At 58.8% G+C, this 18575-nt stretch carries 16 protein-coding genes; 3 read left to right on the top strand and 13 right to left on the bottom strand.

The window, feature by feature from the left end; genetic code table 11:
• Positions 1 to 5: 5 nt before the first annotated feature.
• Genes ABUK12_RS02265 through ABUK12_RS02255 form a run of 3 tightly spaced genes read right to left on the bottom strand, consistent with a single transcriptional unit; the run spans position 6 to position 3598 of the window.
• On the bottom strand, positions 6 to 1562 hold the full coding sequence (locus tag ABUK12_RS02265; RefSeq protein ID WP_410014760.1) for an ABC transporter substrate-binding protein: 1557 nt from the start codon (positions 1560 to 1562) through the stop codon (positions 6 to 8).
• Between the two features lie 41 nt (positions 1563 to 1603).
• Positions 1604 to 2722, bottom strand: a complete 1119-nt coding sequence (locus tag ABUK12_RS02260; protein ID WP_410014759.1) for a C45 family autoproteolytic acyltransferase/hydolase — start codon at positions 2720 to 2722, stop codon at positions 1604 to 1606.
• Between the two features lie 9 nt (positions 2723 to 2731).
• On the bottom strand, positions 2732 to 3598 hold the full coding sequence (locus ABUK12_RS02255; RefSeq protein ID WP_410014758.1) for an alpha/beta hydrolase: 867 nt from the start codon (positions 3596 to 3598) through the stop codon (positions 2732 to 2734).
• Positions 3599 to 3898: 300 nt separating this feature from the next.
• Here ABUK12_RS02255 and ABUK12_RS02250 point away from each other — a divergent pair, with 300 nt between their 5' ends.
• Positions 3899 to 4531: a GntR family transcriptional regulator gene (locus ABUK12_RS02250; protein WP_410014757.1), complete on the top strand. Its 633-nt coding sequence runs from the start codon at positions 3899 to 3901 to the stop codon at positions 4529 to 4531.
• A gap of 97 nt (positions 4532 to 4628) precedes the next feature.
• On the opposite strand, the gene ABUK12_RS02245 is transcribed toward ABUK12_RS02250, so the two are convergent.
• The 3 genes from ABUK12_RS02245 to ABUK12_RS02235 form a co-directional block, all read right to left on the bottom strand.
• Positions 4629 to 5609, bottom strand: a complete 981-nt coding sequence (locus ABUK12_RS02245; RefSeq protein WP_410014756.1) for a D-threonate 4-phosphate dehydrogenase — start codon at positions 5607 to 5609, stop codon at positions 4629 to 4631.
• The gene (gene dtnK / locus ABUK12_RS02240; protein ID WP_410014755.1) at positions 5602 to 6891 is read right to left on the bottom strand and encodes a D-threonate kinase; all 1290 of its coding nucleotides are present in this window, start codon (positions 6889 to 6891) and stop codon (positions 5602 to 5604) included. The genes ABUK12_RS02245 and dtnK overlap by 8 nt, the downstream gene beginning before the upstream one ends.
• Before the next feature lie 241 nt (positions 6892 to 7132).
• Positions 7133 to 8188, bottom strand: coding sequence for a LacI family DNA-binding transcriptional regulator (locus ABUK12_RS02235; RefSeq protein ID WP_410014754.1), 1056 nt, complete (start codon positions 8186 to 8188; stop codon positions 7133 to 7135).
• Positions 8189 to 8413: 225 nt separating this feature from the next.
• Here ABUK12_RS02235 and ABUK12_RS02230 point away from each other — a divergent pair, with 225 nt between their 5' ends.
• Entirely contained in the window at positions 8414 to 9781 is a 1368-nt protein-coding gene (locus ABUK12_RS02230; RefSeq protein WP_410014753.1) for an MFS transporter, read from the top strand.
• Between the two features lie 36 nt (positions 9782 to 9817).
• Positions 9818 to 10981, top strand: a complete 1164-nt coding sequence (locus ABUK12_RS02225) for a mandelate racemase/muconate lactonizing enzyme family protein (RefSeq protein ID WP_410014752.1) — start codon at positions 9818 to 9820, stop codon at positions 10979 to 10981.
• Between the two features lie 65 nt (positions 10982 to 11046).
• Here the strand turns inward: ABUK12_RS02225 and ABUK12_RS02220 are convergent, their stop codons facing one another.
• The 7 genes from ABUK12_RS02220 to ABUK12_RS02190 all read right to left on the bottom strand — a co-directional run bounded on the left by ABUK12_RS02220 (position 11047) and on the right by ABUK12_RS02190 (position 18293).
• Positions 11047 to 11775 carry a glycosyltransferase family 2 protein gene (locus ABUK12_RS02220; RefSeq protein WP_410014751.1) on the bottom strand — a complete coding sequence of 243 codons (729 nt, stop codon included), beginning with the start codon at positions 11773 to 11775 and terminating at the stop codon, positions 11047 to 11049.
• Entirely contained in the window at positions 11775 to 12989 is a 1215-nt protein-coding gene (locus tag ABUK12_RS02215; RefSeq protein ID WP_410014750.1) for a glycosyltransferase, read from the bottom strand. The genes ABUK12_RS02220 and ABUK12_RS02215 overlap by 1 nt, the downstream gene beginning before the upstream one ends.
• 4 nt (positions 12990 to 12993) lie before the next feature.
• A complete protein-coding gene (locus ABUK12_RS02210) occupies positions 12994 to 13572 on the bottom strand; it encodes a DedA family protein (protein ID WP_410014749.1) in 579 nt (192 codons plus the stop codon).
• Between the two features lie 214 nt (positions 13573 to 13786).
• Positions 13787 to 14461, bottom strand: a complete 675-nt coding sequence (locus ABUK12_RS02205; RefSeq protein ID WP_410014748.1) for a MarC family NAAT transporter — start codon at positions 14459 to 14461, stop codon at positions 13787 to 13789.
• A gap of 298 nt (positions 14462 to 14759) precedes the next feature.
• A complete protein-coding gene (locus ABUK12_RS02200) occupies positions 14760 to 15782 on the bottom strand; it encodes an LLM class flavin-dependent oxidoreductase (protein ID WP_410014747.1) in 1023 nt (340 codons plus the stop codon).
• A gap of 170 nt (positions 15783 to 15952) precedes the next feature.
• Complete coding sequence (locus ABUK12_RS02195) at positions 15953 to 17302, bottom strand: MFS transporter (RefSeq protein ID WP_410014746.1); 1350 nt, start codon at positions 17300 to 17302, stop codon at positions 15953 to 15955.
• Between the two features lie 88 nt (positions 17303 to 17390).
• On the bottom strand, positions 17391 to 18293 hold the full coding sequence (locus ABUK12_RS02190) for a dihydrodipicolinate synthase family protein (RefSeq protein ID WP_410014745.1): 903 nt from the start codon (positions 18291 to 18293) through the stop codon (positions 17391 to 17393).
• Positions 18294 to 18575 lie beyond the last annotated feature (282 nt).

Genomic DNA, 18575 nt, shown 5'->3' with positions numbered 1-18575 from the left:
TGCCGCTATGACTTAACGGATACGTTCCACAGGCGGGCGGCGGCGGCCAGCCAGGGTTTATAGCCTACGATAACCTTGCGGTGCGCGATAATATCCAGCCCCGGATAGAAAATAATCAGCGGCACCTGTTCGATCATCATGCGGTGCAGCTGGTCGACGATATCCTGCCGCTGTTTGCTGTCGCTGACATAGGCCAGGCTGTCCACCAGTTTGTTGGCCTGGGGATCGTCCCAAACCTTGCGCGGCTGCTTGGCTTTATCGCCGTTGATTTGCTCAAACGCCAGCGCCGGTTCAAAGCGCGCCGAGAAGGTAAAGGTCATCATCTGGTAGCGGCCGGCCTGGTAGCGTTCAAGCTGGGTGGCCCATTCCATGGTGGTGATTTTGGCGTTGATGCCGGCGGCCTGCAGCATCGCCTGCACGATAACCGCCATATCGAAGCTGGGCACGGTGGAGCGTTTATTGGCGATGATTTCAATCGTCTCGCCTTTATATCCGGCTTCCTTCAGCAGCTGTTTGGTACGGGCGGGATCATATTTATAGCCCTGCTTTTCCACTTCTTTATAGTAACCGGAGGCCACGGAAATATTGGAATTGCTCGGCGTGGCCAGCCCCTCGCTGGTGCCCATGGCGATTTGTTCGGTATCCAGCGCCGCGGCGATCGCCTGGCGCAGCTTGAGGTTTTTCAGCAGCGGATCCGCCGTTTGGATAAGCAGCGCGTGGCGCTGGGCGTTGGGCGCCACCGCGATGGCCACATTGGGGTCGGTTTTCAGGTCCGACGCGTCGATGGGGCTGACCTGGGCAACGTCCACCGCACCGGAGCGCAGCCCCGCTTTCACCGTGGCGGCGTCCGGCACGGCCATAAACCGCACTTCGTCCACCAGCGCTTTCTTGCCGCCGACAAAACCATCCGGCGCGCCGGCGCGGGAGCTGTAGCCGTCAAAACGTTTCAGCGAAACGTATTCACCGTGCTTCCAGTTATCGAAGGTAAAAGGACCGGTGGCGATAGGCTTGATCCAGTTGCCCTGCCCGTCCACGGATTTGGGACTGACGACCGCCGCGGCGCCGCAGTCGGTGCGGGCCAGCGTATCGAGAAACAGCGCCACCGGCTGCGCCAGCGTCATCACCACCGTACTGTCGTCCGGCGCGCTTACCGACGTGACGTTGATCTGGCTGCTGCCGTCGAATTCCCGCAGGCAGCGCCACTGGGTTTTCGGATCGGTCCAGTGCTTCCAGCTCCACAGCACATCCTGCGCGCCCAGGGTATCGCCGTTGTGGAATTTGATATTTTTGCGCAGATGGAACACATATTTTTTGCCGCCGTCCTGCACCTCCCAGGTGTCGGCCAGCATCGGCCCGACGGTGCCGTCCTCCCGATAGCCCACCAGCCCTTCCACCACGTGCATCAGCACGTCGTCGGTATTGCCGTCGCGGTTCACGCCCGGCTGGCTGCTGCGGATGTCCTGGTTTAAGGCAAAACGGATGACGCTGTTGTCGGCCGCGCCGGCCCGGGCCGCCATCATTCCCGGCAGGAGCATAACGATACACGCGATTATCTGCTTCATAGTATCCTCAATGGGTCGTTGTTTCGTTCGGACGGCGGCTGTCAGGACAGGGCCAGGGAATATCGGGTAAATTCGCGGTTAATCGCCGGCAGCGGCGCCACCTCCATCGTGCCCGCGGTGGAGTCCATAACGATCATCGCCACGGTGGCCGACAAATCGCTTTGAAAACCGGGACGCGGCGGCCGGCATACCGAATACGGCGCGCCGAAGTCGTCAAAAAAGGCATTTTTCAAATCGTCTGCGCTGAGCTTGGGCTTAGCGCGCAGCAATTGATTCACCCGCCAGGCGCGGTACAGGGTATCGGGCGACGTGCCAATGCCCATTTCGCGGATTTTGCTTTTTGCCGCGTCGCTTTCCCAATGGTTGGCGTGCACCAGGATGCCGTCGGTGGGGTACAGGGTAAAAGACTCATCCGGCGCGCATTCAAAATCAATGGCGAACCCCTCGCGGGTGCTGAGCATCATATTGTTGGAGCAGGACTTGGGCGTGACCGCCACCACCCGCATCGCCAGCGCCATATGCTGCTGCTCCAGCACCTTGCGGCGGATCAGGGAAATCGGCACGCCGATCTGGCGGTAGTCGCGCTCGCAGCGCAGATAGTTGGCGGTGATGGCCAGGCCGGCCTGGTTTACGCCGCTGCGCGCCAGGCCGCCGGCCTCCACAAAGGTCAGGTAATCTGGGCCGTCGTCGCGGTGCACTTTCAGTACGATGGAACTGTCGGCGCATTCGGCGCGCCAGTCCCAATTCTGCCCGTGGATTAGCCGTCCGCTGGCGCTGCGCTGCGGCAAAATCACCGCGCCGCTGCAGCCGTCCTTGATAGTATCGTCATGGGCGTCGCGCTGCTCTTTCAGCAGCCGGGCCTTGGCGATCACCTCGGTGCGGGCGTTGATCATCACGATGCCTTCCAGCGGTACGCCCGCCCCGGTCGCGATGCCGGTCATTTCCGTCAGGTAGTCGGCATCGAAATCGCGGATGATGGCGCTGAAGGCGGTAATGAGTTCCTCGCGCTGAGCTTGGCTTAATCCCAGCTCGCGCAGCTGATCGCCGTAAAGGCCGACGCTCAGGCGGATGCGATCGCGGGCGATTTCGCCGTATTGCAACCCGCGTTCATGGGCGCTGCCGGATACGGTAACCAGCGGAAAGGGGGTAATCTGCGACATCGTGTCTCCTTAACGGGGGGGTGGCGCGCAACGGTGGCTGCGCAGCACGCGCAGGAAAAAATCCTTTACGGTATCCAGCACTTTCATGCCGTCATGGCCGACATTGGGCACGATGTCCTGGCGCGCGTCGACGCCGTGCCCGAGCAGGCTCTGGTAAAGCGCGGTATTACGCTCGATGCGGGTCGCGCCGGCGTCGTTACAGCCCGGCATATAATATTTGCCTCCCGGCCGGTGGGTAATTTCCCAGGTTTCCACATCGACCTTGCCCACCACCAGTTGCACCGGCACCTGCCGCAGCGCGGCATAATTCAGCGGTTTGCCGAACATCTGTTCAAAATTGCGCACGCCCACCCACCAGTCCTGGTGTTCATCCAGCAGGGTAACGGAGCCCGGCGCGCCGATGGAGACGCCCAGCAGGCGTTCGGGATGGATATACAGGAAGCGGTGCACAAAATGGCCGCCGCCGGAATACCCGAACAGTAAAAACCGGTCGAACGGCGTGCCGAGGGATGCGGCGACTTCATCCACCATCGACAGCAGTACCCGATCATAGCGGATGCCCTGCTCGATGATGTACTTAAAACCATGGGAGTTGCCGTCTTGCAACGGTCCCACCGGGAACAGCGGCGCCAGGATCACGCAGCGGTTATAGCGGCCGAATTCGGCGAAAGCGTCGCGGTAGGCGGTCATGCTGCGCCCGGTGCCGTGCATGACCACCGCCAGGCAATGTCCGGCGGGATCGGCGTCAAAATCGGGCGGAACGTACATGCAATAGGCAAAACGGGGGTCCTGCCTGCTGGCGAAAATGGTGGTATGGCCGCGCTGATAAAGCGCGCGTCCGCGGGTTTCCGCCAGTTGGGTTTCGTCGAGGGCCATTTTTTTCCTGTTGAAATGACAGGGTGATGAGTGATTTTCATTCAAACATAAAACCAAAATTGGCGCCAATTTAATTGGATAAATATGCGCAAAAACTATCGCCCCCATCACATTTCCCGGTAATATAAAAGTATCCGCTGCGGCAATAACCCAGTAACACGATGATTTACGATAAGAAGCCGCGCGCCGTCCCGCCCATTTCTCCATAGGGTTTTATTATGGCGGCGGTATTTCAGGCGGCGCAAAACGCCTTATAATGCTCTGAATCGACGACCGCCAGGTTAATGAAGGACGCTAAACATGAAGCAAAAAAAGCCCGGCGCATCCGCCAATGTCGCCAACGATATCGCCAAGGATATTAATACCGGCGAATTCACCGCCGGCATGTGGCTGAAACAGGCCGAGCTGGAAGAACGCTATGGCTGCACCCGCGCCGATGTGCGCCGCGCCCTTGACCAACTGGTGATTGAACGGCTGGTGCAGCACGTGCCCAACAAGGGGTACCACGTCTACGCGCCCAATTTGCAGCAGCGCCGGAATATTTCGGCTATCCGCTGTATCCTGGAGTGCGCGGCCGCGCCGGATATTGTCGAGAATATCGGCGAACAGGGCATCGCGCGCCTGACGGACTGCGCGCAGGCGTTCGCCGATGCCACCTGGCACGGCACGTTGCTTGAGCAGTATGAGGCCAATATGGCTTTTCACCGGGCGCTGCTGGCGCCCTGCCTGAACCAGGATATGGTGGAGCTGATTTTCGATCTGCGCAGCCGGGTGCCCTCCGCCCCGCTGGGGCAATGGAGCTCCCATGCCCGGATAGAAAAATCGTCCGGCGAACATTTCGCCATGGTGGCGGCGATCCGCGATCGGGATGCGCCAAAGCTGGCGCGCCTGATTGCGCAACATATCCAGCAGTTGGAATCCAGCGGGGAATAAAGGAAAGCGGCGTCCTCATGTCAGGATTCGGATGATGGCGAGGAAAAAAGACCATCATCCGCTTGAGACGGCGCGGCGCGACAGGGTGCGGCGTCCCTCAGGCCAGCTGCATGGCCAGTTTTATCGCTATCGCCATGCTGTCGGCCTTGGCCTTGCCGGTCCAGGCAATATCAAACGCCGTGCCGTGATCGGCTGAGGTGCGGATGAACGGCAGGCCGGCGGTAATGTTGACACCGTCATAAAACCCTAGTAATTTCAACGGGATATGCCCCTGATCGTGGTACATCGCCACCACCATATCATAATGGCCTTCATAGGTTTGCAGAAAGACGGTATCGGGCGGGCACGCGCCGGTGACGTCCAGCCCTTTGTCGCGCATGGCGGCCACCGCGGGATTAACGACGGTAATTTCCTCGTCGCCGAACAGGCCGTGCTCACCCGCGTGCGGGTTGACGCCGGCTACCGCGATGCGCGGGTGGGGGAAACCGACCCGCCTGAGAAAGGTATCCGCCATTTGAATGACCGTTTCCACCCGCTCGCGGCTCAGCGTGTCGAGAAATTTACGCAGCGCGATATGCGTGGTGACATGAATCACCTTCAGCCGGTCGGTGTACAGTACCATGGCGTAATCCCGGCTCTGCGTCAGCTTGGCCAGCAATTCGGTATGGCCGGGGTAAATATGGCCGGCGGCATGCAGCGCCTCCTTGTTCAGCGGCGCGGTGGCGATGGCGTGGACCTCGCCGGCCAGCGCCAGTCCGGTGGCGTGTTTTACGCAGCGATAGGCCAGGTCGCCCGCCTGCGGCTGCACCTGGCCGGGAACCAATGCCGCGGGCTGTTGCAGCGGCTCATCGATGATATTGATAACCCCGGGCGCAAACCGCGCGTCGGCGGGACGGGCAATGATTTTCAATTCGGCGGGCGGTGTGATCCGCAGCGACAGGATACGGCGCAGGGTGGAAACACAGCCCACCACCACCACCGGCGCACCGGAAAATTCACCTTCAGCCAACGCTTTAATGATAATTTCCGGACCAATGCCCGCCGGATCTCCCATGGTTACCGCAATTGTCTTAGTCACGCGACATCTCCTCAATAAAGCGAATAACTTCTGATAGCGTGGTTTCACCGCCGAAACCGCCCGCTTTGGTCATTACCGGTATGTTTTGCGCCACGCCGCCCAGCAAGCGCCCGTAAGGGACGCAGGCGGCAATCTGTCCCCGGATGTGGAAGCCGGTCGCATCCAGAGCGGAGGCGACCGCGACGGCAACGTCGCCGCCGGTCAGATACAGCCCGCCGATGGGTTGGGCGTCGACCACCCGGCGCGTCAGGCGGCCGAGCGCCAGGCAGATATCCTCGCCCAACCGCTGGCGGCTGATGCCGTGTTGTCGACAGACCGCTTCGATATGCCGTCGCTGATCTTCATCCTGGCAGGTACGAACCACGCAGTGCCTGCCCGCGCGCAATGCCGCGCTCACGTCACCGACCCATTGATCGATCAAGCTCGCCGGGTTTGCGCTGAACAGACGCAGCACATCAATATCCACCAGCCTGACCGCCGCGTTATCCCGCGCGTGGTCGATTTGCCGCCGGGCCGCGGCGCTCATGGAGCCGATAACCGCCAGCAGGGGCGGCGCCGGCGCGAACGGCAGGCTGCGCGCCAACGGGTCAATCAAGCCCGCCGATCCCACCAGCAGCGGCTTGAACGGCAACTGCCGCAGCGCCGCGACGATACGCTGTAAATCGTCGTCCAGCAGGCTGTCGAGCACCACCAGCCGGCAACCCTGTTCCGCCAGGGCGGTAATCCGCATTGCCAGGGAAGCGTCGCGCACCGCCGCTACATCCAGCTCCGCCAGCGGCAGCGCGCTTTGCTCGTTGATCCGTCCGGCTATGGAGGAGGTGGCGACCGGCGTATTGGGATCGCTGGCAAATTCGGTATCGGTTAACCTGCGGCCGTTGACTTCGCAGTGGCCGTTGCGGATGCACCGGCCCATGGCGGGCGCGGCCGCGGCGATAATCGCCAGCGGCGCCTGCGCGCCGTTGAGTGCCGCCTCGATTTCGGCGCCCAGGTTGCCGCGCAGCGTGGAATCGATCTTTTTATACAGCCAGCCGTCCGGCGCGACGGCACGTAATTGCCCTACCGCCCTGCCCACCCTCCGCGCCGCCTCCCCGGCCGGCAGGGCGCGGCTGTCGGTACTGATAACCCAGGCGTCGGCGCAACCGCCGTCGGTGATCGCGTCCGCGCCGCCGAACAGCACATTGACCCGGGCGCCGTGGCGGGTCAGCCCCACGCCCGCATCATTGGCCCCGGTAAAATCGTCGGCGATCACCCCTATCTGCGCGTTGTTTTGCCCGGCCGGCATAGACATTCCTTAGGTTATTATCGGTGGTCACGAGTTATAATGATTATATTTAATCATATTTGATTAACCGTGAGCAAGATCAAATTATCCAAACGGAGACTTAACGCTGATACATGCCACATGGCAGTAGTTTATGACATATTATGATTGAAATCGCGCAATGAGACTAACCGCGGTCAAACAACGCCGGATATCGTTGGCCAACAGCCGCCAACGCGTCGGCCGTGGCAGGTTGCATGCCTTATACGTCTGCCTGACCCGGCGTGGGCGGTACCGGGCCGCAGCTGGCGCGGTTTTCAAACCAGGTTGGCAAGAGAATATGTTCTTTATCATGAGGATGCCGCAGCTGTCCCAGTAACAGCTCCGCGGCACGTTTGCCCAATAAGCCGTTATCGCGCATCACGGTGGCAATCGGCGGCGAGAACAGGCGGCCGATGGCGACATCGTCACAACACACCAGCGACAGATCGCGGCCGAGGACCAGGTTGCGCTGCCCCACCGCTTTCAGCGCACCCTCCAGTAATTGGTTACCGCCCAAAATCACCGCGGTCGGCGGGTGGGACAATGCCAGTAAGCGCGCCATAGCCCGCTCGCCGTGGGCGACCGACAGGATACCTGCCTCTATCATAAAATCAGGCGCCGCCTGGCATGCCTGATAGGCCTCCCGCACGGCGCGGATACGCTCCCGGGTCGGGCGCACATCTCGTCCGACGATCAGGCCGATACGCCGGTGGCCCAACTGCAATAGCGCCCTGGCGGCGGCGCCTACGCCGGTAAAATGATCGGATAATACCGTATTGGCGTTGACATCATCCGGCAACGTACGGTCAATCACCACCATGGGAATGGTGCTTTTACGCAGCACGCTCAGGGTCGCTTCATCATTTTCCAGCGACGGCAGCAAAATCAGCCCGTCCACCTGGCGTTGTTGCAATACGTCAATATGTTCCGCATCCATTGCCGGCACCCCGCCGGAATTGGTCAGCAGCAGGGAAAACCCCGAGGCCGTCAGGACACTTTCCGCGCCGCTGACGATTGAGGCCAGCAATGGATTGGTGATATCCGAACAGACAAAACCGATAGATTTGGTTGAACGGCGACGCAGGCTTTGCGCCAGGACATTGGGGGTATAACGTAACTTCTCCGCCGCAGCCAGTACCCGTTCCGTCATTTCTTTACTGACGCCCGGTTGCCCTGACAGCACGCGGGAAACAGAGGCGATCCCCACGCCGGCCAGTTCAGCAACTTGACGGATTCCGGCCCGTTCATTGACCGGTGTCTCATTTTTTGAACTCATATACATCCTCGCGCCAAAGAAACTTGACAGTCTGTGGCAACCGCTTTTTAATCACTGGAAACGTTTCCGGAAACGTTTCCAAGCATCATATAACAACATATCGCCGATTATTTTAGGGTTATTAACACCTCCTCGCACGCTGGATGCGAAGGTAAGCATAACTCGTATGTGGTTTTTTATTCCAACGTTGGCCAAACCTGTACACCTACCTATAAGGGGCTCGTCGTGGAACAAGCAATCGCGCAAACGCCGGCAACCCGGCAAGTCATCCGTAATACCATTCTCAGCGCCATCATCGGCACGACGGTTGAATGGTATGATTATTATCTGTATGCCACCGCTGCGGCAACGTTATTCAATACCTTATTTTTCCCGTCTTTCGACCACTTGACCGGTACTATTCTGGCTTTTGCCAGCTTTAGCATCGGCTTTTTCGTCCGCCCGTTCGGCAGCGTGCTGTTTGGCTATCTCGGCGATCGCATCGGCCGTAAAAAAGTGCTGGTGATCACCTTACTCTTAATGGGAAGTTCAACCACCCTGATGGGGCTGTTGCCGACCTATGCCCAGGCGGGTATAGCGGCGCCTATCCTGCTGACCCTGCTTCGCGCCCTGCAGGGGCTTGGCTCAGGCGCTGAATATGCCGGCGCGGTATTGATCGTTGTTGAAAATGCGCCGGCTGAACGGCGCGGTCTTTATGGCGCGATGCCTTATATGGGAGTGGCCCTGGGCCTGTTGTTATCGCTGGCCACCTTCAACTTCTCTTCGCATTTATCTAAAGAAGCATTTGAGGTATGGGGATGGCGCATACCGTTTTTATTAAGCACCGTGGTCATTGCGTTTGGCGTTATTATACGCATGAAGTTAAAAGAGTCGCCCATCTTTGAAGAATTAAAACGCAAGAACGCCGTTATCAAAAACCCGGTGCGTGAAGTATTCAAAACGTCGAAACGCCAGCTGTTTTGCGCCTGGGGCGCTCGGTTAGGCGATAATTCCCTGGCATATATCTACGAATCATTTGTCATTGTGTATGTCACCCAGCAATTACATATCGCCAGGGACGAAATTGTCACCGCGCTAATGTTCAGCACCGCCTTGCAATTCATTACCGTGCCCTTATTTGGCTGGGTCTCCGATAAAGTGGGGCGTAAGCCCGTTTACATGGGGGGCGCGATTCTTTCCGGCCTGGCGATTATTCCTTTTTTCCATCTGCTGCAAACCCGGGAGCTGGTATGGATTTACGCCGGCCTGTTTCTGGTCTCTTCCATTGCCAAGACCATGATGACCTCGGCGCAAAGTCCATGGCTGGCGGAGATGTTCCCTTCACGGGTGCGCTATACCGGTTTTTCGCTGGCGAGGGAAGTCACCTCGCCCATTTCCGGAGGGATAGCCCCCATCATCGCCCTCAGTTTATTAGCCGTGGGCGACGGGGATCCCAAACTGGTTTGCGCCTACGTCATCGTGCTGTCGGTCCTGACGGCCGTATCGGTATTTCTCGGGCCGGAAACCCGTGGTCGTGATTTACGTGATGTCGAGGCCGAAGGCGGCAAGCAGGCGCACGAGCACGGCGCCTATTCGTCACATCCAAACCGGTAAAAAAATTTCGCGATATAAACAGTCAGTGAGGAGCCTATGAAAATAACCCGAGTTGAGCCATTGCATATTGGTCAGTTCATGTTTGCCCGCGTGGAAACCGACAGCGGATTGGTTGGCTATGGCGAAGCCGGTGCCTGGGGCCATATTGAGGCCTCGGGCGCCGCTATCCAGCGTTTCGCTGAATATCTGGAGGGAAGATCAGCGTTTGATATCGAACACCACTGGAATGTAATGCATCGGTTCAGCTATTTCCAGGGACTGGCCATCAATGCGGCCATTTCGGCGATAGATATCGCGCTTTGGGATATTAAAGGCCAGGCCCTGAATGTGCCGATTTATCAATTATTGGGAGGACCGGTGCGCAAAAAAGCGCGGATATATGGCCATATTTATGAACAGACCATTGAGAAAATACTGGAAGAATGCCAGGCTAAAATGGATGCGGGATTTACGGCATTCGGTCATCTCAATCCTTTCCTGGATGAAGGTAATGACAAGGTTTATTTTAAAACCCATATCCGCAAAATGCGTGATGCCATCAATAACGTCAGGCGTATGCGGGAAGTGGTCGGCGATCGGGTCGATTTGTTGATTGAGTTGCACCGGCGCCTGACGCCGCCGGAAGCGGTGACCTTTACCCGCGGCATAGAAGAATATCATCCTATGTTTGTGGAAGACCCCATCCGGCCGGAAAATGCCGATGCCATGGCGCGGGTGGCGGATAAAATCCATGTTCCCATCGCCACCGGGGAGCGCTTTTCCACCCTCTATGAATTCCAGGCCCTGCTGAGCCGCAACGCGATGGAGTTCGCCCGCGTGGATTTGTGCCTATGCGGTGGAATTACCGGCGGCAAAAAAGTCGCGGCGATGGCCGAAGCGCATCATGTCCAGGTGGTTCCCCATAATCCGCTCTCACCCATCGGCCTGGCCGCCTGTCTGCAATTGGCGGCCGCTATTCCTAATTTCGCCATTCAGGAATATGCCACCGGCTTTGAAGCGGGCATTTTCGCATCCCGCCCCGAGCATTTGGGGAGCAATATCGTGGATAAAGTTCCCCTGCCGCTGGACGGTTTTGTGGATATTCCCGACGGGCCAGGCCTGGGAATGAAATTACTGCCCGACGCGCAGCGTATCCGTCCGCCGTTAAGCAAACCCATTTCCATGCGCCCGCACCTGGATGGTTTTATTGTCGATCAATAACGGCCTGAAGGCGGAAGCGGCACCGCGTGCGTGGCTCGGCGCGTGGCGCACTACGCCGGCGGCCCTTAGCGGATATCCCGATATTCGGAGGTGGCGGGCTTATTGCGGATGGCCTCGGACATAAAGTTCAGGACGTAGCGTAGCGCCGTGGTGGCGAAGCCTTCCTCTTTCAGGCGGCGCGCCGACGTTTCCATCACCATATCCAGGTCAAACTGTACCCGCCCCTCGCCCGCCAGCCGACGGGCGATATTGGTGTCTTCGCCATAAAACGCGATAGACGTATCAAAGCCGCCGATACGCAGCAAGGCCCGTTTACTGGCGGCGAAATTACCGCCCACCGCCATATAGCCGGTGCACCAGTAAGTGGGTTTCGCCAGCGCCAGCCAGTAGAATTTCACCAGGACGCTTTTTATTCCCGGCAGGTCGAAATAACGGTATGGGCCGCTGATACAGACCAGATCGCCGCGCTGCGCATAGGCATGCAGCACTTTATCCAGCCAGCCGGACGGCATACGCGTGTCGGCGTCGATAAAGGCCAGAATATCGCCGCAGGCCGATTCCAGCCCTTTCTGGCGGGCGCGGGTGAGGCCTTTTATCGGTTCGTATACGACGCGAACCCCACTGAAGCCGGCGGCGATGTCCGACGTCCGGTCGGTACTGGCGTTATTAACGACAATAATTTCGTACTCACCGGGATGTGCGTGCGCCGTCAGCTCCCGCAGGGCGTATTGCAGGCAGGTCGCAAGATACAACTCTTCGTTATACGCTGGGATTATTAAACTGAGTTTCATCATTACGCTCCTGAGATACGCGACATGCCCTCGGGTACTGCCAGACCGATCCGGGCATAAATCTCTTCCCAGCGGCTTGTCACGGTAGTGATGGAAAAATGCCTGGTTTGCCGCGCGGCATGCTCGCCCATTTTCTGGCGCAGCGCTTTCGCGCGCAGCAAGTGGGTCAGCCTGCGGGCAAAATCCTCAGGGTCCCCCGGCTGCGCCAGGAACCCCGATTGCGGGTCGATATATTCCGGCAGCGCGCGCCAGCGCGCCCCGACCACGGGCAGGCCCGCGCTCATTGCCTGGATCAATACCATGCTTTGTGTTTCAGACGTGCTGGCGATGGCAAAGATGTCCGCCGCGTGAAACACATCCGCCAGCGTGGCTTTATCCAGCGTGCCGGTAAACCTGACGCGATCGCCGACCCCCAGCGCCCGCGCCAGGTGCTCCAGGCGATGGCGGGCGGAGCCGTGCCCCGCCAATACCAGCAGCGCATCGGGCACCTCCGCGGCGATAAGCGCCAGGGCGCGAATCAGCACATCGATTTTTTTTTCGTCCGCCAGCCGGCCGGCATAGACAATGGTTGCGTCGCTGAAACCGTGCGCCCGTTTAAGCATGGCGCGGCGTTCGTCCGGGACCGGATGGAACTGGGCGGGATCCACCGGATTGGACAGCACGCAGTGGGGACTGCGCAGGCCAAACGCGCGCATTTCGTCAATCACGGAATGGGAAGGACCGGTCACTAATGCGCAGTGGTTGTAATAGCGGTTGACCGCCCGCAGGCTGACGTTGCGGAAAAATTGCGCCGAAAACGGCGTATAGCCGGCAAACTCCCCGATGGCCCAGTGATTGGTGCCTACCAGCGGAATATCCAGTTGGCGCGCGGCGCTCAGCGCTTCCAGACCGGCGCCGAGAAAAGTATGGGTATGGATAATATCCGGCGCGAAAGACAACAACTGGCGCCAGCGCCGCCCGGTTGGCACCACCAGGCGGGATTGCCCGGTCGAACTGGGCACCGGCAGCGAAAACAGCCGGCGGACGGAAACATTTTTCCCCGCGTCGACTTCCCGTGCGGGTACGCCGGCCACGGCAAAGTCATGTCCGCTGGCGCGGGGCGCGAGAATCACCACCTGATGACCGCGTTTGCCCAATTCCCGGCATCCGGACAATACCGAATCCTGGATACCGCCCAGCTCCGGATAAAAACTGTCGGTAAATACAGCAATACGCATGGAATTACCCCCCTGGCAGCTCCACTCCGTTATTCCGGCGCCGGTAGACGACCACCGCGATGGCGAGCGACACCAGCAACGCACAGGAAAACAGCCACAGCCATACATTGATACGCGCCCATGCGGCGCCAGCAAACCAACCCAGCAAGAGCAATAAGCCGGACTTGGGCAGCGTCGCCAGGAGATTGAAACCAAGAAACAGCCCGAGCGGAATTTTTGCCGCGCCGGCGCTTAACAACACCACGAACCCCGCCGCATGCGTCAGCTTCGCCGTGACCAGCACGCGCCCGGGATGGCGGCGAAACCGCGCCATCAGCGGCTCCAGCTGCCGGCCGCCCTGGAGGTCGAAACGGCGCCGCAGCAACAACGTGGTGATGCGCCCACTCCGGCCCAGCCCATAGAGAATCACGTCCCCGGTCAGGTCGCCCGCCACGCTGACGGCATAAACGCCGCTGATATGCAGCAGTCCCTGGGATGCCAGGATCGCGCCAAAGACTGTCGCCATCGGGCCTTCCACCAGAACGGCGATAAACAGGGCGGCGTATCCGTAGTTGGCAATGGCGGTCGATATCCATTGCGGCATAGTCCCTCCCGGCATCATTGTTGTTCGCCATTTACCAATACGCTATTTCGCGCCGATATTCTGCGGTAGAAACCATACTATAGAGTTGTTACTGGCATATTACCAAGCTTTGACGAATAAAAATCGGCGGTGCTTTTTTTCTGGCGATGTATGATGATTAAAGATTAAGACCGGTATTTTAATAGCCGGCTTAATCTTTTAATTAAGTAATGTATTAATGCACCGCGATGATTTCTAAAACGCCATTTATTATAAACTGCACCCCTACGCATACCAGCAGAAAACCCATTAATCGGGATATGGCATCGATACCGCTTTTGCCAATCAGGCGCATAATAACGCCGGAGCCGTTCAGGCAAATCCAAAGGATAAAAGAGATGGTGGCAAAGGTCAGCGCTGGACTGACCAGCAATACCCAGCTTTCAAACCCCAGAGAATTATCTTTTAACGTGGAAACCGAACTGATGATCATGGCGATGGTGCCGGGCCCGGCGCTGCCCGGCATGGCCAACGGCACAAAGGCGATGCTTTCCGAACCCTCGTTCAGCATCTCTTGATGTTTGGCATCCACGATAGAGGATTTTTCATGGCGGGGATGGGGAAAAAGCATGCGAAAACCGATAAACGCGACAATCAGCCCGCCGGCAATCCTGAGTCCCGGGATGGAAATGCCAAAGGTGTTCATCACCAGCTGGCCGGCATAAAAAGCGACGATCATGATGAAAAAGACGTACACCGAGGCCAGAAACGCCTGATGTTTGACTTCTTTATAGCTCATGTTGCCGGAAAGGCTTAATAACAGCGCAACCGATGTTAACGGATTCACCAGCGGCAACAGCAATACCAAACCCAAGGTTACCGCTTGCAACAATTGGGAAAGTCCTAACATGGGGCGTACCTCAAACAATCACAGGAACAGACGGCGCATAGCTTAGCATGAAAAAATTACCCTGGCATGGCGCGGCAGGGACAATATTGGCTGACTGCTGTTATAAGCATCTCCTGTAAATAGGTTATATCTTAACGAATGTTAACGGCGGCGAAATAGTGATTCCCGTCCGGAACAGGGTAATGATAAATTTAATTTAAGCGCTGGCGTGGCGCAAATAAGTAAAAATACCGGCGGGCAATGATCCATGCCGCCATGACCGCCGCGCCGCTAATGCGGCGCGCAGGCGCCGGTACGGTCAGCGCCAGCCCAGGCCGGGCGCGACATGGTGCAATATCGCCTCGATCACGTGCGCGTTATAGTCGACGCCTAACTGGTTCGGTACGGTTAGCAGCAGCGTGTCGGCCTCGGCAATCGCTTCATCCTGCGCCAGTTCCTTTATCAGCACATCCGGTTCGGCGGCGTAGCTGCGGCCGAAGATGGCGCGGGTCTTTTCGTCGAGGAAACCGATCTGGTCGCCGTCGCGGCTGCTGTTGCCGAAATAGGCGCGATCGCGCTCGTCCATCAGGGCGAAGATGCTGCGGCTCACCGATACCCGGGGCGCGCGCGTATGCCCGGCTTCCTGCCAGGCCGCGCGGTAGGCGCGGATCTGCGCAGCCTGCTGCACATGGAACGGCTCGCCGGTCTCGTCATCCTTTAGCGTGGAGCTTTGCAGGTTCATCCCAAGCTTTGCCGCCCAGACCGCGGTGGCATTTGAGCCGGCCCCCCACCAGATACGCTCGCGCAGGCCGGCGGAGTAAGGTTCGAGACGCAGCAGTCCCGGCGGGTTGGGAAACATCGGCTGCGGATTGGGCTGGGCGAATCCTTCTCCGCGCAGCACCTCAAGCAGGGTTTCGGTATGGCGCCGGGCCATATCGGCATCCGTCTCGCCTTCGGCGGGCCGGTAGCCGAAGTGGCGCCAGCCCTCGATGACCTGCTCGGGCGAACCCCGGCTGATGCCGAGCTGCAGGCGCCCGCCGGCGATAAGGTCTGCCGCGCCGGCGTCCTCGGCCATATAATGAGGGTTTTCATAACGCATATCGATAACGCCGGTGCCGATCTCGATACGGCGGGTCCTGGCGCCGACCGCGGCCAGCAGCGGGAACGGAGAGCTGAGCTGGCGGGCGAAGTGGTGCACGCGGAAATAGGCGCCGTCCGCGCCCAGTTCCTCGGCGGCGACGGCCAGCTCGATGGATTGCAGCAGCGCATCGGCGGCGGAGCGGGTCCCCGACTGCGGGGAAGGCGTCCAGTGGCCAAACGACAAAAATCCAATCTTCTTCATGGCGTATTGTCCTTCTCTTCAGAGTGGCTGGCCGGCATGGTCACCATAAACCTTAGCAATGAGGTTAAATAAATACACAATACTGCTAAGAATTACAACGCCGGCCGTTCAGGCCATCCTGAGAAAAGCGCGCCCCGCGACTCCTGGCGGCGCGCGGAGGTTTCCGCCAGTTATACCGGCAGGCGCCGGCGCAACGCAATGCCATACATGACGGCCGAAACGAGCGCCATGGCGCCGGCCACCACCAGCGCGGGGACAAAACCGCCGAACTTGTCGACCACCACGCCGGTGACGATGGGCGAACAGGCGCCGCCGAGGAAGCCGCCGAAATTATGGATGCTGCCCACCGAGGCGACCAGGCGTCTGGAGGTGACGGCTTCGGCGGCCAATGTCCAGTAGTTGCCGGAGGAAAGGCTGTAGGTAAACATGCCAAGCGTCAGCAGCGCCACCGCCAGCGCCGGCCCGTTGGACGCGGCGGTGACAAACATCGCCAGCGCGGTCATTACCGCGGCCCCGGCGATGGTGCAGCGGCGGGCCTTGAACGGATCCACGCCGCGGCTCACCAGCCGATCGGAGAATCGGCCGCCGATCAGCACCGCCACGCCGCCGGCAATATAAGGCAGCGCCGAGAGCAGGCCCGCGCGGTTAAGGGTAAAGCCCTGCGCCTGCTGGAGGTAGGTCGGCAGCCAGGTGATGTAGAACCAGAAGACGTATTGCAGGCAAAAGCCGCCGATTACCATGTACCAGGTGGTGGCGTAGGTGAACAGGCTGCTCCATTCGCGCAGCGAAACCCGGCCCCGGCCGGCAAGCGCGGCGTCGCGGCGCTGCTGCTGGCCGGCGCTGATATAGCGCAGCTCGTCCCGGTGCAGCCGGGGATGCCGCTCCGGTTCGCGGTAGATAACCAGCCAGCCGATGAGGGCGATAAAACCCAGCATCCCCATGATGATAAACATTACCGGCCAGCCGAATTGCGCCATCAGCAGTGTCGAAATGGGCGGCGCCAGCGCCAGCCCCACTTGGGTGGCCGCGATATAGGCGCTGGTGGCCGCCGCTTTTTCCCGTTCGGGAAACCAGGTGTCGGCCGCTTTCAGCGCGGCGGGAAATAACGGCGCCTCGCTGATGCCCAGCGCGACGCGCAGGCCGATAAACGCGCCGACGCCGCGGGCAAAGCCGGTAAGGATGGCGACAATCGACCACAGCCCCGCCGCCAGCGCGAGCAACAGCCTGACGCCAAAACGGTCCACCGCCCAGCCGGCGGGCAAATTCATGATGGCGTAAGGCCAGACAAAGGCCGAGAGGATCACCCCCATCATGGCGTTGCTGATATGCAAATCCCGCATAATCTGCGGCGCCGCCACGGAGAGATTGCCGCGATCCAGATAATTGGTAATAGTGAGTAGTGCAATGATGCCAATAATGAGCCATCGCAGATTATGGTGTTTAGGCCTGGTCAGGTTCAGGTATGCCGGCGCGGTATTTTCATGCGCATCGGCCGCGAATGCAGAGTGATAAGATTTCATCGCCGTTCGCCTCCATCGCGCCGGGTACGGGGGCGCTGGGCTATGATTATGGGCCTGCGTCCCAGCGTGGACGCAGGCCGGAGTGGCTTTACCCCATCAGGTGATCAAAAGCCTGTTTGATCTGGTGTTTCAGCGCTTCGCTGACCGGCTGCATCGGCGGACGCGGCTGGAACAGCGGCACCCCTTGCAGCGACTGGATATATTTTACGCAGGCGGGCAAATTATCGTGGGGCAGCGTATTCCACAGCCTGGCCAGGCCGAAATGCAGGGCGCGCGCGGTGGCGTGATCGTTGTTTTCCACGGCGGTAAACAGGTCATGCACCACTGAGGGCACCGCGCTGGTCAGCGCCGAAATCGCGCCCTGGCAGCCCAGGGCAAAAGCGGGATACAGCAGCGCATCCACGCCGCTGAGGATAATTTTATCCGGGCAGCTGAGCAGCAGATCGGACACGGCTTTCAGGTCGCCGGAGCTTTGCTTCATGCCCACCACGCCGGGCACTTCATCCATAATGCGGCCCATCAGCTCCAGGCTGAGGTAGTTCCAGGGGATAACGTTATAGATAAGGATAGGAACGCCGGTGGCATCGTAGATTTCACGAAAATGCCGCACCGTGGCCTCGGCATCCGGCTTGAACAGATAGTGCACCGGCGTGACCTGCAGCGCATCGAGTTTCATGCCGGCCAGCATTTTGACGCGGGCAATCGCCTGGCGGGTGCTGTTAACGATAAGTCCCGCGACGAAGGGCACGCGGCCGTTATTGGCTTCATATGCCTCGGTCATCGCCTGTTTAAATTCACTGTCGGAGAGCGTATGGCCTTCGCCGGTGCTGCCGCCGACCACAATCGCGCCGGCGCCGCTGTTGATAATAAAATCAATCTGCGGTTTCAGCCCGCCGGTCACCAGTTCACCCCCGGCATCGAACGGCATGGCGATAGGCGGCAGCACCCCGCGCAGTTTAGCCTTTAGATCAGCATGGTTATTCTGACTCATTTTACACTCCTGTTATGGGGATGTTGCGAATACGATATACATCTATTAATGTGAGATAATTTTTCTTTGATCAATACTAAATCCATCAATATGGGATTTAAATCACATTTAATAGCAATAAAATCCAAATAAAATAACCACTATTATAAAATAATTACATTCAACTTTATGATTAATAGCTATTTAATCAAATAACGAAATGAAAACCCAAGCGTAGCCGCAGTAAAATCACAGCGGGTTCTATTTACATCACGGTATATAACCGTAAAATTATTTATTCAT

The sequence above is a fragment of the Sodalis sp. C49 genome, assembly GCF_046352915.1.
Taxonomy (GTDB): Bacteria; Pseudomonadota; Gammaproteobacteria; order Enterobacterales; family Enterobacteriaceae; genus Acerihabitans.
Note: the sequence above shows the minus strand (reverse complement) of the source record. Positions and strands in the feature narration are given on the sequence as shown.

Bases quoted from the DNA above. Each gene is read 5' to 3' on its own strand.
- ABUK12_RS02225 (WP_410014752.1), top strand. From the start codon at position 9,818: ATGAAAATAACCCGAGTTGAGCCATTGCATATTGGTCAGTTCATGTTT.
- dtnK (WP_410014755.1), bottom strand. From the start codon at position 6,891: ATGCCGGCCGGGCAAAACAACGCGCAGATAGGGGTGATCGCCGACGAT.
- ABUK12_RS02265 (WP_410014760.1), bottom strand. From the start codon at position 1,562: ATGAAGCAGATAATCGCGTGTATCGTTATGCTCCTGCCGGGAATGATG.
- ABUK12_RS02260 (WP_410014759.1), bottom strand. From the start codon at position 2,722: ATGTCGCAGATTACCCCCTTTCCGCTGGTTACCGTATCCGGCAGCGCC.
- ABUK12_RS02215 (WP_410014750.1), bottom strand. From the start codon at position 12,989: ATGCGTATTGCTGTATTTACCGACAGTTTTTATCCGGAGCTGGGCGGT.
- ABUK12_RS02220 (WP_410014751.1), bottom strand. From the start codon at position 11,775: ATGATGAAACTCAGTTTAATAATCCCAGCGTATAACGAAGAGTTGTAT.
- ABUK12_RS02250 (WP_410014757.1), top strand. From the start codon at position 3,899: ATGAAGCAAAAAAAGCCCGGCGCATCCGCCAATGTCGCCAACGATATC.
- ABUK12_RS02235 (WP_410014754.1), bottom strand. From the start codon at position 8,188: ATGAGTTCAAAAAATGAGACACCGGTCAATGAACGGGCCGGAATCCGT.
- ABUK12_RS02190 (WP_410014745.1), bottom strand. From the start codon at position 18,293: ATGAGTCAGAATAACCATGCTGATCTAAAGGCTAAACTGCGCGGGGTG.
- ABUK12_RS02200 (WP_410014747.1), bottom strand. From the start codon at position 15,782: ATGAAGAAGATTGGATTTTTGTCGTTTGGCCACTGGACGCCTTCCCCG.
- ABUK12_RS02210 (WP_410014749.1), bottom strand. From the start codon at position 13,572: ATGCCGCAATGGATATCGACCGCCATTGCCAACTACGGATACGCCGCC.
- ABUK12_RS02255 (WP_410014758.1), bottom strand. From the start codon at position 3,598: ATGGCCCTCGACGAAACCCAACTGGCGGAAACCCGCGGACGCGCGCTT.
- ABUK12_RS02205 (WP_410014748.1), bottom strand. From the start codon at position 14,461: ATGTTAGGACTTTCCCAATTGTTGCAAGCGGTAACCTTGGGTTTGGTA.
- ABUK12_RS02195 (WP_410014746.1), bottom strand. From the start codon at position 17,302: ATGAAATCTTATCACTCTGCATTCGCGGCCGATGCGCATGAAAATACC.